Origin of the sequence: Tautonia sp. JC769, assembly GCF_040717455.1 — a bacterium.
Lineage (GTDB): Bacteria > Planctomycetota > Planctomycetia > Isosphaerales > Isosphaeraceae > Tautonia.
This window is the reverse complement of sequence record NZ_JBFEFH010000026.1, coordinates 91,969-105,685: the sequence shown is the minus strand read 5'-3', so window position 1 is coordinate 105,685 and position 13,717 is coordinate 91,969. Positions and strand designations below refer to the sequence as shown.

The following is a 13,717-nucleotide window of genomic DNA, read 5'->3' as shown; positions in this document are numbered from 1 at the left end:
TGACTGAGACGATGGCCCGAGAGGCAGAGTCGAAGGCCGCCAAACTTCGGGCCGGTCTGATCGACCCCCGAGCCGATGCGATCCGCGCCCACGAGGCCCGTCCGATCGCCGATCATCTTGACGCCTGGCATGCCCACCTGATCGCATCCAGCCACACACCGAAGCATGCCGGGATGAGTCTGGAGCGGGTTCAACGGGTGGCCGCCTTGATCGCAGGCGCCCCGATGGCCGAAGCCGCCCTGCCCCGGAAGACTTCCCGAGCCGATCGGGAACGGATCGCCGGACGCCTGGCCGATCGCCTGGCATCCTTCCGACTGCCCGACCTGACTCGGGACCGGACGCAATCCGCTCTGACCATGCTTCGGGATGCTGGCCTGTCGCTTCAGAGTGTGAACCATCATCGGGCCGCGCTTCGAGCATTCAGCCGTTGGGCCTGGAAGGATGGCCGGACGCGGGATGATGCCCTCGTGGCCCTGTCCGGGTACAACGCCCGAGAAGATCGCCGACACGATCGCCGGACGCTTTCGGTCGAAGAACTGACCCGGCTTGTCCGGGCCGCACACGAGGGACCGGCCTACCGGAAGATGAACGGCCCGGCCCGAGCCCTGTGCGATCGCCTGGCCGTTGCGACCGGCCTACGGTTCTCCGAGCTGGCCAGCAGCACGCCCCGATCCTTCGACCTGGATCCCGAGGCCCCTACGGTGACGGTGGCCGCCGTCTGCAAGAAGAACGGGGAACCCGCAACGCTGCCCCTGGCCGCCGACCTGACCGCCGACCTGGCCCCGTTCCTGGCCAGCATCGCCCCCGAGGCCCCGCCTTCCCGCTGCCCGATAAGGGGGCCGGGATGCTGCGGATCGACCTGGATGCCGCCGGGATCACATACCGGGACGCCTCGGGCCTCGTGTTCGACTTCCATGCCTTGCGTTGCCGGTGCGCCCCCCTGGCCGATCACGCCGGTGTCTCGCCCCGAGTCGTCAGACGATCATCGCTTCCGGTGGACGAGCGTCTTGCCGAATTGCTCCGCCGAGAAGGAGTCGGTCACCCCATAGAGGCTCTCGGCCGCGCCGATCATCAGGAAACCGGAGGGGTTGAGCGCCCGGTGGAACCCCTGGCAAAGCCGTCGACGGGTGTCGTCATCGAGATAGATCAGGAAGTTCCTGCAGAGGATCAGGTCGAACGTCCCCAGATTGGGCAGCGGCCGGGCGAGGTTGAGGCGGCGGAAGTCGATCATGCGGCGGAGCGGCTCGGAGACGATCCAGCTCTCGCCGTCGCGACGAAAGTGGCGGAGGCGACTGTCCTCGGAGATGCCGCGTCGGACCTCCTCGGTCGAGTAACGGCCTTCTCGGGCGATCGCCAGCGCCCTGGCGGAGATGTCGGTCGCGAGGATCGGGAAGTCGTCGAGGGACAGCTCCAGGCCGGGCCGGCTCGCGAGGAACTCCGAGACGGCCATCGCCACGCTGTAGGCCTCCTGGCCGGTCGCCACCGCGGCGCACCAGATGCGGCACCGCGCATGCGTCGGTCCCGGCCCGGCTCGGCGGTCGAGAAGGCGGCTCGCCAGCTCGGGGAGGATCGAGCGGCGAAGCGTCTCGAAGGGGTGGCCGTCGCGGTTGAACGAGGTTTCCTTGGTCGTGATCGCCTCGACGAGCTGCTCCCGCAGGTGAGTTGCGTCCGGCCCCGCAAGCCCCTGGACGAACGACTCGTAGGAGGGGATGCCGAGCCGCTTCAGCACCGGTTCGAGGCGCGTGACCACCAGATAGTGCTTGTCGTCGCCAACCACGAGGCCGCAGAGGTCGTGGACGACCTCCCGGATCGCGTCGAAGGTCTCCGGGGTCAGTTTCATGGAGGGGATCCGCCCTCCAGCAGGGTGGCAATCGCCGGGCCGATGGCCTCGAGCGGCAGGACCGCGTCGACCAGTTCGGCGGCGACCGCGGCGCCGGGCATCCCCCAGACGACGCTGGTCGCCTCGTCCTGGGCAATCACGTAACCGCCGCCTCGCCTGAGCGGCCCGAGCCCTCGGGCACCGTCGGAGCCCATCCCGGACAGGACAACGGCGATGACCGAGCGGGGATAGGCGGCGGCGGCGGAGCGGAAGAAGACGTCGACAGAAGGCCGGCAGCCGTTCTCGGGCGGCTGGTCATTCAGGGCGATGGTGACCCGGTCGTCCCTTCCTCGGAGGGTCATGTGCCGGCCCCCGGGGGCGATGTAGGCGGTCCGGGACACGACTGGCTCGCCATTGGTGGCCTCGACGACCCGGTACGAGCATTTCCGGCCGAGGCTGTCGGCGAAGTAACGCGTCATGCCCCGGGGAAGGTGCTGGACGATAAACACCGGGGCCGTCGTCCGAGCCGTCAACTCGGGAAGCAGTTGGGCAAGCGCCTCAGGCCCTCCCGTGGACGAGCCGATGGCAACCGCGCGAAACCGGCCGGGCTGGTCGGTCGGCACTGCTGGGGGGGGCTTTGGCACCGGGACGGCCGGGGGGGGCGACCGCCGGCGACGCTGGGCGAAGAGGTCGATCTTCTCGAAGAGCTGCTGCCGGAGGGCCTCGGCGTTCGCCCGGTCGTCCGGTCCGTCGGGCTTGCGGATGAAGTCGAAGGCCCCGCGCGAAAGCCCCTCGACGGTGACGGCCGCCCCGCGATCGGTCAGGGCGCTGACGAGCAGGACGCCCACGGTGGGAGTGCCGGGGCGGGCGGTGTTCAGCTTCCGGATCTCGCTGAGGGTGTCGAGGCCACCGAGGCCGGGCATGTTCAGGTCGAGGGTGACGAGGTCGGGGGGGGAGTCGCGGACGAAGTCGATCGCCTTCTCTCCGCTCCAGACCGAGCCCACCACCCGGACGCCCGGATGCCCCGCCAGCGCCTCCGCCATCGCCGATCGGAAGATGCGGGAGTCGTCGACGATGAGGATGCGCAGCGGCTCCGGAGTCATACGCCCGAGGCCCCTCCCGGGGCGACCTTGAACCGGCCGATCAGGCCCCGCAACTGCGTGCTGGTCCGGTCGAGCTGCTCGGCGGAGGTGTGGACGAGCGAGGCGGAATCGTTGGTCGATCGGGACGCCTCGCTGACGCCGTGGATGTCGGAGGAGATCCCGCTGGCGGCCTTGGCCGCCTCGGCGACGTTCCGAGAGACCTCGGTGGCCCCCCGGGCCGCCTCGGCCACGTTCCGGGCCATGTCGTCGGCGGCCTTGGCCACCTCGGCGATCGACCGCGCGATGTCGTTCACGCCCTTGCTCGCTTCCGAGACGTTCTGGGAGATCAGGGTCGCCGACCGTGTCTGCTTCTCCACCGACCCCGTGATTCTACCCGACGAGGCGTTGATCTCCTTGATAATCTCCGAAATGCCCTGGATGACCAGGACGGCACGCCTCGTGCCGTCCTGGACGCCTTCAATCTTGCGGGCGATGTCCTCGGCCGCCTTGGCGCTCTGGTTGGCCAGTTCCTTGATCTCGTGGGCGACGACGGCGAAGCCCCGCCCCGCCTCGCCGGCCGAGGTCGCCTCGATCGTGGCGTTCAGCGCGAGCAGGTTGGTCTGGAGGGCGATCATCTTGATCGCCTCGGTGACCTTGCTGATCTCGGAGCCGGAGCGGTTCAGGAGCTGGATCGTCTCGGTCGCCGAGTCGGCCATCCGGCTCGCCTCCTCGGCGATGCTCGACCCCTGTTGAACGTCCTTCAGGACGTCGGAAAAGGAGCTGGAGATCTCCCCCACCGCCTGGGAGACGAAATTGACGTTCGTCGAGGTCTGCTCCGCGGCCGACGAGATCGTGCCGACATTGATGCTCATCTGCTCGCTGGCCGAGCTGATCGAGGCCACGCTGGTGCTCATCTCCTCGGCGCCGGAGGCCATCGTGCCGATGTTCATGGTCAGTTGCTCCGAGGCGCCGGCGACGCTGGAGGCCTTCAACGACGCCTGCTCGCTCTGCGAGACGAGCTGATTCGAGACGCCGGAAAGTTCGCCCGCCGCCTCGGCCATCCCTTCGCAGACCCCCTGGATCTCGGCGACGATCGTGCTGAAGGCGTCCGCGAGGGAGTTAGTCGCCTCGGAGAGCTGGCCGACCTCGTCCCCCTGGTCCAGGGCGATCCGCCGCCGGAGGTCGCCGTCGGCCATCGCCCGGGTCAGGTCGCGGACCTCCAGGACCGGCCCGGTGACCGACCGCGTGACGAACCGGGCGACGCCCACCCCGATCACCAGGCCGGCCAGGGCGACGCCGAGGATCCACGCCAGCCCGACCCTGTAGGCGGCCGCGCTGCGGTCCCGGCCCGCCGTGGCCTCCCGGGCGAAGAGGTCGGCCAGTTCGTCGATCCGCCCCGAGCACCCATCCGCCGCGGCCTTCGCTTCGAGGAGCGACAGGGAGACCGACCGGTTGTTCGAGTCCGTCTCCGAGAGCTTGAGGATGCCAGCCTGAATGGACTCGAGCTCGGCCAGCGCGTTCGCCCCCTCCGGGGTCCCGGCCGCGTCTCCCCCGGCGGCCGCCTCCAGGCCCGCGAGGACCCGGGAGTGAAGGTCCGCGAGCCTGCTTGACTGGGTGGTCATCTCCTGCCTGTCGGAGGATTCGATGTGCCGGACGAGCGCGGGATGCATCTCCAGCAACGCGGCGAGGGCCTCGGCGAGCGACCGCAATCGCGAGAGGTCCTCGGGGCTCGGGGCCTGCACGGATGCCGCCTCGCCGATCTCCCTCCGCAGGAGCGAGGCGAGCAACTCCACCTGGCGCCGGTGATCCCCCGCGAGCAGGGCCCTCGCCTTGAGGTTCGTGTTCTGGACGGCGAGGTCCAGGGTTTCTTCGTTGATCATTCGGAAGGCGTCGATCGACTCGCCGAGCGCCTCGACCGCCGCCGACTGGGTGTCGCCCCCCGCGGCCGAGGTGAGGCCCCGGAGCCGGTCCAGCGCGGAGCGGATGTCTGTCAGGAGCGACTTCGATTCCTCCGCATACTGCCTCGACCCCTCGTCGTCCGGGGCGAGGATGGCGTTCTTCTGGGCGCGGATGCTCATGAACAGCGTGGACTCGAGGTCGGCCAGCGTCTGACGCTTCACGAGCGTCCCGTCCACGAGCTGCCGGACCTGTGCGTCGAGCGCCGTGAGTTGCGTCAGGGCGACGACCGCCAGCACGACGATCGACCCCATCAAGATCAGCGACAGGACGGTCATCTTCTGGGCGAGTCTGAGGTTCTTCACGGTGTTGCCCTGCGATTCGGTGGCGATTGTGGGGATAGTCAGGCCGGGCCGGCCAGGACCCGCTCAACAACGGGCAGGAAGCGGCGGGGGGCGAGGACGACGAGCAATTCGTCGGCCAACTGGCAGACGGAATCGATCAACTCGACGCGCCCCACCCCCGGGGCCGCGGCCCCGGGGCCCGTCCGGGAGAAGGAGGCGATGCGGCCCGGCTCGGCGGCCTGGATGTCGGCGATCTCGTCGACCATCACGCCGAAGGCGGGGCCGACCGTCGGCTTGAACAGCACCAGGCGGCTCTCGGCACCCACCGCCGAGGCGGGCAGGCCGAGGAGCCGTCGCAGGTCGAGCGCGAGGTAGATGTGGCCCCGGATGTTCACCAGGCCGAGCACCTCGTCGGGGGCATGGGCGATGCGAGTCGCGGTCGTCTCCGCCGTGACCTCCTTCACGTCGAGCAGGTCGACGCCGAAGAGGCGGCGGTCGAGGCGGAACGTACAAAACAGGCGAGACGATGCCATGGGGGCCCCCATCAGTTGCGGCCCTCCCGAGCGGCCAGCAGGGCACCGACCTTCCGGATCAGCCGGTCGTGGTCGAGCTTCACCTCGTATTCGTCGAAGCCGCACTCGCGGGCCCGGGCCTCATGGGCGGTCCCGCTCAGGGAGGTCAGGGCGAGCATGGGCGTCGGGACGCCCCGCCGGCGGGCCTCGCGGGCGAACTCCCAGCCGTCCATGACCGGCATCTCGATGTCCGAGACGATCAGGTCGAACGGCGGGCCGGCCGCGATCCGGTCCAGGCCCTCCAGGCCGTCGGTGGCCGTCTCGACCTCGTACCCTTCCTCCGACAGATAGCGTCGAACCACCTCGAGGAAAAACGGGGTGTCGTCGACCAGGAGCAGCCGAGGGGGGCGTCCCCCCTGCCCCGCACCGGCTGGGGGGAGGGGCGTCGGCTCGCCGAACAGCCGGCCCGACAGCCGGTGGAGATCCAGGAAGAGCGTCATCCGGCCTCGGACGATGGCCGAGCCGAGCAGTCCCCGCTCGTGTTCCGGGTGGGATTGCAGGCCGACCGAGAGCGACTCGGTGTCGACGATGCGGCTCGCGAGGATCGCCATCGGCTGGGCGACGTATTTCGGCAGGATCAGGGGCACCCTCCCGGCGACGGCCGTCGTCGGGTCGGGGGCAGAGACGTCCATCACCCGATCGAGCCGCAAAACACGCAGCGACACCCCATCCACGGCGACGTATTCGTGCTCGCCGACGCGCTCGACCCGGTCGAGGTCGACCATCTCGACGCGACGGATCTGGAGCAGCGGCAGCGCGAACTGCTCGTGCGGGCCGTGCTCGAACAGGAGCACGCGCTGCGGCTGTGCCGCCCCCGCCCGACCGCGATCGCCCGACGGCTCGGCGACCTCCTCCGCCGCCGACTCGAAGCTCGGCCGGGCGTGCTCGACGACCCCGGCCACGTCGATGATCGGCGCGACCCGGCCGTCCCCCATGATCGTCGCGCCGGAGAAGATGCCGATCGGCTTGATCGCCGGGTGCATCGGCTTGACGACGACCTCCTCCGTCCCCCGGACCTCGTCGACCACCAGCCCGAAACGTCGCGAGGCCGCCCTGAGGACGAGGATGTACGCGACCTGCTGCCCGGGATCTTCCGCCGGCTCGTCCCGGACCTCGGCCGCGGTGCCGGAAGGGCTCCGGCGGCGGAGGACCTCACCCAGCCGAACGATCGGCAAGAGCCGACCCCGGAGCCGGTAGACCTCGGTGTCGAACGCCCGCTCGATCCGGCCGGCCAGTCGGGGGAGCAGACAGACGGCCTCCTCCAGGTCCCGCTGCGGGATGGCGTACCGCTCCCCTCCCACGGTGACGATCAGGCAGGGGATAATCGCCAGCGTCAGCGGCAGCCGGAGGATCATCGCCGTGCCGGCTCCCGGCGTCGAGTCGATCGTCAGCGTCCCTTCCAGATGCTCGATGTTCGTCTTCACCACGTCCATGCCGACCCCTCGGCCGGACACGTCGGAGACGGCCCTGGCGGTCGAGAAGCCCGGGACCAGGATCAGCATGGACAGCTCGCGGTCGGACATGCGGTCGAGCTCGGCCTCGGTCTTCAGCCGCATGCCGAGCGCCTTCTCTCGGATCGCCTGCGGGTCGAGGCCTCGCCCGTCGTCCCGGATCTCGATCCGAATCCGGCCCTCCTCGTGCGCCGCCGACAGGGTGATGCGGCCGGCCGCGGACTTGCCCCCGGCGACCCGGTCGGCGGGGGCCTCGATCCCGTGATCGACACTGTTGCGGACCAGATGAGTCAGCGGGTCGGAGAGCTGTTCGAGGATCGTCTTGTCAAGCTCGACATCCCGACCGACGAGCCTCAGCTCCACCTGCTTCCCGAGCTGCCTGGCCAGGTCGCGGACCACCCTCGGGAATTTCCCGAAGAGGTTGCCGATCGGCTGCATCCGGGTGCGGAGCACCGTCTCCTGGAGCGCCGAGGTGACGCCGTCGAGCCGCTGCACGATGGGCCGGATCTGGTCGTCGTCCAGGTTGAAGACGAGGAGCGACTGATTGCGGATGAGGGTCAGCTCGCTGGTCAGCGTCATCAGGCGGTCGAGCAGTTCGACGTTGATTCGCAGCGATGCGGCCCGCTCGGGCTCTGCGGGTGGTGGGGCTGCCGAGGCGACCGGGGCGGGCAGTGTCCCCGACCCCGCGTCGGGCATGCCCACCTCGACCTCGGGAGGCGCGGACAGCACGGCGACTCCGGGGCCCTCCGCCGCGACGGGCAACGCGAGGAGCTTGCCCAGTTCACCCTCCGGGATCGAGGTCCGGAGCCTCCCCTTCAGCACGACCGGCCCCGGGGTGAGGCCGCCGTCCAGGTCGTCCTGGACGAAGTCGAGCCGGGCCTCCTCGACGCGCCCCGCTCGATCGAGGTCGGCGAGCAGCGGCACCAGGGTCCGGCCGCTGGAATCTAACCAGCTTCCCAGCTCGACGGACAGCGGGAAGACGGCATCCGCCACGACCTCCTCGGGCAGTCCGATCACGCGGAGGATCTCCCCCCGGGGTACCTCGGGTGACAGCCTGGCCCGGAAGCGAACCGGCCCTGCGGGGAGCCCTTCGGAAAGCTCGCCGCCCTCGATCGCGACCTCCGGGGTTACCACCTGGCCGAACTGCTCGAACGCCGCAAAGAAGCCGGCGAGGTGGCCGTCCCGGCTCCGGTCCACCCCGCGGAGATCGATGTCCCACCTCGCGGCGGACCCGGGCAACTTGCGGGCGACTCGTCCCAGGTCGTCGATCAGTTCCCCGAGATCCGCCGTACGCCCCCCTTCGAGGTCATCCACGAGGGCCGCCATCCGGTCTCGGGCCAGGAGCAAACGCTCGACGGCCGGAGCCGAGGGCGGTCCGTCCTGCTCCCGAAGCGCCTCCAGGAGCGTTTCGATCGCGTCGGCCAGGGTCCGGATCGCCGAGAATCCGAGGAAGCCGGCATCCCCCTTGATGGAGTGCACGATCCTCAGGCAGCGGTCGATTCGCTCCCGGGTCCCTGGTCCGGACCCCGAGCCCTCCAGCGACAGGAGGGTGTGCTCCAGGGCCGTCAGGTGCTCCCGAGCCTGGATCACGAATTCGTCCGAGGGGAGCTTCATCGATCACGCGCCCCGAGACGACGGGTGGACACCCAGGCCGTAGGCTGCGTCCATCCCCGTCACGCGGAGGACCACCTCCATCGCCTCCGACACCCCCACAAGTTGGAGTTTCGGGTGGCCGTGCCGGGCAACATGCCGGGGGATCGCGGCCAGCAGCACAAGCCCCTGAACATCCAGATCCTTCGTCCCCCGGAGGTCAATCCGCACGGCGTCGCACCCCCGGCCGGCCGCCGAGAGGAATCGTATCCGGATCTCCTCCGCCGCCCCTGCGTCGAGGAACTCCGGGAACGCGATCGTCTCGTCCGTCGAGGTCGTTGCAGGCTCGTCGGGGGGCGGTGTGATCGGGGCGGGAGCAGGGGCAGCGTCCGGCCTGGGAGATGCGCCTCCCGGCTGCCCCTGGCTGGAGAGGATGGCACCAATCTCGACGACGAGCGATTGCACAGCCTCTTCGAACCGAGTTGTCAGATCGTCCTCGGGGGACCTCGTCGCCTCCGAGATCTTCCCGAGCAGGTCCACGCCCCGGAGCAGCACATCGATGTCTGAGGGGGAAAGGGTCAGCGTCCCTTTCTGGACCGCGATGAAGCAATCTTCCATGACATGGGCCACGCGGACTGCCGCCTCCACTCGAACGACGCGAGCCGCCCCTTTGATCGAGTGGGCCGCCCGCATCATTTCGTCGACACGAGACGGATCGCCCGGCGACCGCTCCAGTTCCAGAAGCGCGGCCCCAAGCACTTCCAGGTGGGACTCCACCTCGGACCGGAAGAGGTCCTCCAGGGAGTAACCTTCAAGCCCTGTCTCGCCGCTCATTGGGGGGCCTCACGACCTATCAGGGGCGATCGCCTTGCGGTCGACAGACACGAGAATTGGTTTCAAACGCGACCTTGACTGAGCGACGGTCTCGAGCGATTGACGGCGAACGCGCTAGCCCGACGACCCCCATCCCGATGCGGTTCGCCTCGACTCCGAAGGAGACAAGGTCGAATCAAGACAGCACTCAGAACGAGGCCAAACCTCATGCGAGAAGTTTAGACAGCAATCGAGCGAGAAGCAATCACCAAATCTTCCAGGTCCTCCCAGATTTCCTAGTCTCTGCAGGTGGCAAAGAGGGCCTGGCATCGACCTGGCGTTTCTCCGATCGGCCCAGAGACATCGCTCGCGCGCACCTCCGACATCTCCGTCGACAGGGCAAGGTCGCTGCCGGTCGCCTCGGATGAGCCGGCGCCCCCTGAACCGGTTCCAGAGGTTCTTCATGATCGACGGAGCTGACCAGGGATCCCGAAACGTAACGGACGGGGGTTCAGAAAGTGTCCGGGCCGATCAATCGGTCGTGGCCTCGGTCGAAGATCGTTCCTCGGGACCGGGCGTCAGGGTGCGGGTAGTCGGGGTATGCGGTCGGTTGCGCACGGTCGTCCTGCTCGCGCACGATCCAGGCCCGGGGCCCCTCCTCCACCTCGTTCTCGACACCGAGCAGGTACCGGGTGAACCACCGGTTGACCTGCTCCGGGGGTGGCGGGCCACCGTGCCCCCCTTGATGGAAGTAGATCTGCGCCGGGACGCCCTTGTCCTTGATCGCCTGATAGATCCGAACGCTGTGCTCGGGCATCACGTTCCAGTCGTTGAAGGCGTGAGCCATCAGGGTTGCGGCCTTCAGCGGACCCAGACTGTTGAGGTCGTCGCGGCCGGCCCAGAAGTCATTGAAGTCGCCGGTCAGGCGGATCATCTGCCCGGCCATCTCGGTGTCTCGGACGGTGCAGTCCCAGTGGGGCCGACGCTCGGGGTTGCCGCTGCGGACGAAGTCGTAGAGCACGTCGATGTCCTCGCCGAAATACCCTCCCGGCGAGCGGACCAGGCCGTGGGACCGGTACTACGGGGTGTCTCGCGAACATGAGTCCTCCGGTCCTCTCGTCGGGTACTGGGAATCGTCGCGCTGTCGTTCCCGTCGGCCGGAAGCGAGGCCGAGCCTCTCGGGCCGACATCGCCAGAGTCGCTCAGGCCCTGATCCATCTCGAGTGCGACGATCGTGCTGTCAACCTGGGAGACTGACTCTCCGCCTGACCATCGGGCTCGCCCCTTGTGAAGGGGGAGTTCAACGTGGTCGGCGGATTCCATCTCCTCTCGATGGGCGGGGGTGCTTTTCGATCCGAAATCCTCGCGGTGAACGCCGGAGGAATCGCCCATTGAATGAGAGAGGGATTGAAGCCCCGGCCCTTGTCTGTTGCAAGGAACTTCGTGCCCATGCGCTGCCACGACCTCGGCCCTGCCCGCCGTTCCCGACGTTCCATGATCCCGGCTAACCCCTCGAACACGACCTCCGAAGTCATTGGTCAGCTTCGACCGCTCGTCTGCCTCTGCCCGGGTGGCCGTCGAGGCGCTCTCAACGCAGAGGTAAGTTGCCGATCAATGGCACTTGCTGGACCGACGGGGGCCCGGGCCGGGGCGCAGTCACTCAGAGGATGGCGTGGATCACCTCTCCCCGGCTGATCGGGTGCGGGCGTCCCATCGGGTCGAGGTATTCGGAATGCGGGGCGTATCCGAGGCAATGGAAGAGGGTGGCGGTCAGGTCCTCCGGACGCACCAGGCCGTCACGGGGGTAGGCCCCGATCCCATCAGACGAGCCATACACCAGGCCGCCTTGGATCCCTCCGCCGGCCAGTGCGACCGAGAAGACCGGGCCCCAGTGGCCCCTGCCCCCGTTGCCGTCGAGCCGGGGGCTGCGGCCGAACTCGGCCATGCAGACGACGAGCGTCTCCTCCAGCATCCCCCGGGCGTCCAGGTCCTCGATCAAGGCCGAGAAGGCCAGGTCCGTCGGCGGCGCGAGCACCTCCTTCAAGCGACTCGACTCGGCGACGTGGCTGTCCCAGCAGGGGTTCGCCGTCGGCTCGTCCGGCCCTCGATACCAGTTGACCTGCACCAGCCGGACCCCGGCCTCGACCAGCCTCCGGGCCAGCAGCACCCCCTGGCCGAAGGGCGTCTCCCCGTATCGCTCACGGACGGTCTCCGGCTCCCGATGCAGGTCGAAGGCGCGGCGGGCCCCGGAGGAGCGGAGCAAATCGAAGGCCCGTCGGGAGTGCTTGTCGAAGGCGTCGATGACGCCTGGGGCCTCGGCATCGAGGCGGCGCTCGATCCGGTCAAGCAGGCCGATCCGATCCCCGAGCCGGGCCGGGTCGAGGTCGGCGGGCAGGTCAATCTCCTGAACGTGGTAGCCCTCGGGCGTCAGCCGGCCGTTCAGGAGCCACGGGTCGGCCGCCCGGCCGAGGTACCCGGCATCCTGGCCCGGCCAGACGCTGCCGTCGGTGTTGAAGATCCGCATCGGCAGTGTGACCGACGGCGGCAAGGGGCCGGCCGACTCCCCAAGCTTCCCGAGCAAGGCACCGATCGTTGGGGCGTCGTTGGGCGGCCCCGGATTGGCGTTCTCGAAGTTCTGGGGCTGATGCGGCCGTCCCGTGAGCATATAATAGCCGCTGGACGAGTGGGCGTTGTCGCCGGTCGAGACGGCCCGCAGCAGGCAGAGCTTGTCGGCGACCTGCGCGGTGCGGGGCAGAAGCTCGGAGATCGAGAGGCCGGGGACCGCCGTGGCGATCGGGCCGAAATCCCCCCGGACCTCAGCGGGGGCGTCGGGCTTGGGGTCCCAGGTGGAGTGCTGCGGCGGGCCACCCATCAGGAACAACACGATGCAGGACTTCGCCTTGCCGAAGGCGTTGCCCGCCACCAGGGGGGCGGGGTCCGTGCCGCCGCCCGCTCGGGCGAAGTCCGGCAGCCCGAGGCCGCCCAGCAGGCCGAGGCCGCCGATGCGGAGGACCTCCCGGCGTCGGTAGCCGTCGCAGAGCCGGGGTCCGGGGCCGAGCAGTCGAATCATCCGGGCCTCGCTGTCCCTGGGCCTGGGGGAGACGAACCGTTGTTGAACAACCAGACTCTAGCAGTCGTGCCGGCGAGCGCCAAGGAATCTCAAGAGAGGGGCGGCCGAGCTTGCCAGGGCGTCGGGTCGGGGTCGGGAGGCTCGACCGACTCGGGGGCTGCCGACCCGATGCACGCCCCCGACGAGGGTGGCCGGGCCTCGTCGCCCGGCCTGGACCCGGGGTGTCCAGGCCCGTGGCCTTCCAGTCCGTCCGGCCTCTCCTTCGCAGGGATCAGCCGATTCGGCCACCGCGACCCTGACGCTCACCCTCGCGAATCGCGCCGCGATCGGCTCCGATGCCTGGCCGGCGAAGGTCAACAAGGCCGGCGACCGCCTTGAGTCCCTGATGGACGTCCGACGGCACCAGCTCGTCCTCGAAGCCCCACTTGAAGACCCGAGCGATGCGGCGGACACGACGATTGATCTCATTGCGGCAGTGGCCGGCCTCGATCATCGCCTGCCGGACCGTTTTCAAGCACTTCGGCCCGAACTCCCGCACGGGGGTCATCGCATACAAATCGCGCAGGGGCCGGATGGCCTGCCGCATGTTCTCGGCCTCCTTCGTCGGCCGGCCGTTCTTGCGGTCATACCCGTCGGCGAAACGGACATAGGCCAGGAGCAGCTCGGCGATCGAGAGGGAGGCCGCGGTGGACTGGGTGTCTTTCCCCGCGGCTTTGGCTTCGTCGGGCAGGTTCGCCAGCCAGGAGGCGATCAGGCGTCGGTACTTCTCGTGGCTCTGCGCAGAGCCGTAGGGGCCGAGGTAAGAGTCCTTGCCCTCGATGCGGACGACGGCGAGGTCCTTCGGCTTGTAATGACGGTACTTGGGGATGCGCCGTGATGGCAGGAACTCGGGCATGGTGCATGCCTCAAGGCCCCGGAAGTAGTACCGGTACTACTTCTTCGAGCCTTCCGGGCCGCACCACCGACCACCGGCGGGTAAGCACAACTTTCGGCGAAGTGGGTCAGAGAGAGTACACCCGGTAGGACTCGAACCTACAACCCTCAGTTCCGAAGGGCGAGGGGACGATTTTCCGTCCTCGT

Annotated in this window: 8 protein-coding genes and 2 pseudogenes; 1 reads left to right on the top strand and 9 read right to left on the bottom strand. The window is 68.9% G+C overall.

From position 1 onward, the window contains the following. Nucleotides 1-1,049: pseudogene (locus AB1L88_RS21665) on the top strand (hypothetical protein); the annotation flags it as partial. On the opposite strand, the gene AB1L88_RS21660 reads toward AB1L88_RS21665, so the two are convergent. The 9 genes and pseudogenes from AB1L88_RS21660 to AB1L88_RS21620 all read right to left on the bottom strand — a co-directional run bounded on the left by AB1L88_RS21660 (nt 983) and on the right by AB1L88_RS21620 (nt 13,532). Then, entirely contained in the window at nt 983-1,840 is an 858-nt protein-coding gene (locus tag AB1L88_RS21660; protein ID WP_367098784.1) for a protein-glutamate O-methyltransferase CheR, read from the bottom strand. The pseudogene AB1L88_RS21665 and the gene AB1L88_RS21660 overlap by 67 nt on opposite strands. After that, nucleotides 1,837-2,922, bottom strand: a complete 1,086-nt coding sequence (gene cheB, locus AB1L88_RS21655; protein ID WP_367098783.1) for a chemotaxis-specific protein-glutamate methyltransferase CheB — start codon at nt 2,920-2,922, stop codon at nt 1,837-1,839. The genes AB1L88_RS21660 and cheB overlap by 4 nt, the downstream gene beginning before the upstream one ends. Beyond that, nucleotides 2,919-5,162, bottom strand: coding sequence for a methyl-accepting chemotaxis protein (locus AB1L88_RS21650; RefSeq protein WP_367098782.1), 2,244 nt, complete (start codon nt 5,160-5,162; stop codon nt 2,919-2,921). Before AB1L88_RS21650 ends, cheB begins: the two co-directional genes overlap by 4 nt. 38 nt (nt 5,163-5,200) lie before the next feature. Further along, nucleotides 5,201-5,674, bottom strand: a complete 474-nt coding sequence (locus AB1L88_RS21645) for a chemotaxis protein CheW (protein ID WP_367098781.1) — start codon at nt 5,672-5,674, stop codon at nt 5,201-5,203. Between the two features lie 11 nt (nt 5,675-5,685). After that, the gene (locus tag AB1L88_RS21640; protein ID WP_367098780.1) at nt 5,686-8,778 is read right to left on the bottom strand and encodes a chemotaxis protein CheW; all 3,093 of its coding nucleotides are present in this window, start codon (nt 8,776-8,778) and stop codon (nt 5,686-5,688) included. Between the two features lie 3 nt (nt 8,779-8,781). Next, nucleotides 8,782-9,588: an Hpt domain-containing protein gene (locus AB1L88_RS21635; RefSeq protein ID WP_367098779.1), complete on the bottom strand. Its 807-nt coding sequence runs from the start codon at nt 9,586-9,588 to the stop codon at nt 8,782-8,784. A 490-nt stretch (nt 9,589-10,078) separates the two neighbouring features. Next, nucleotides 10,079-10,633, bottom strand: a pseudogene (locus tag AB1L88_RS21630) (CocE/NonD family hydrolase); the annotation flags it as partial. 594 nt (nt 10,634-11,227) lie between these two features. Further along, nucleotides 11,228-12,637, bottom strand: a complete 1,410-nt coding sequence (locus AB1L88_RS21625) for a DUF1501 domain-containing protein (protein ID WP_367098778.1) — start codon at nt 12,635-12,637, stop codon at nt 11,228-11,230. Nucleotides 12,638-12,908: 271 nt separating this feature from the next. Beyond that, nucleotides 12,909-13,532 (bottom strand): hypothetical protein, encoded by a 624-nt coding sequence (locus AB1L88_RS21620; protein WP_367098777.1) that lies wholly within the window; start codon nt 13,530-13,532, stop codon nt 12,909-12,911. Nucleotides 13,533-13,717 lie beyond the last annotated feature (185 nt).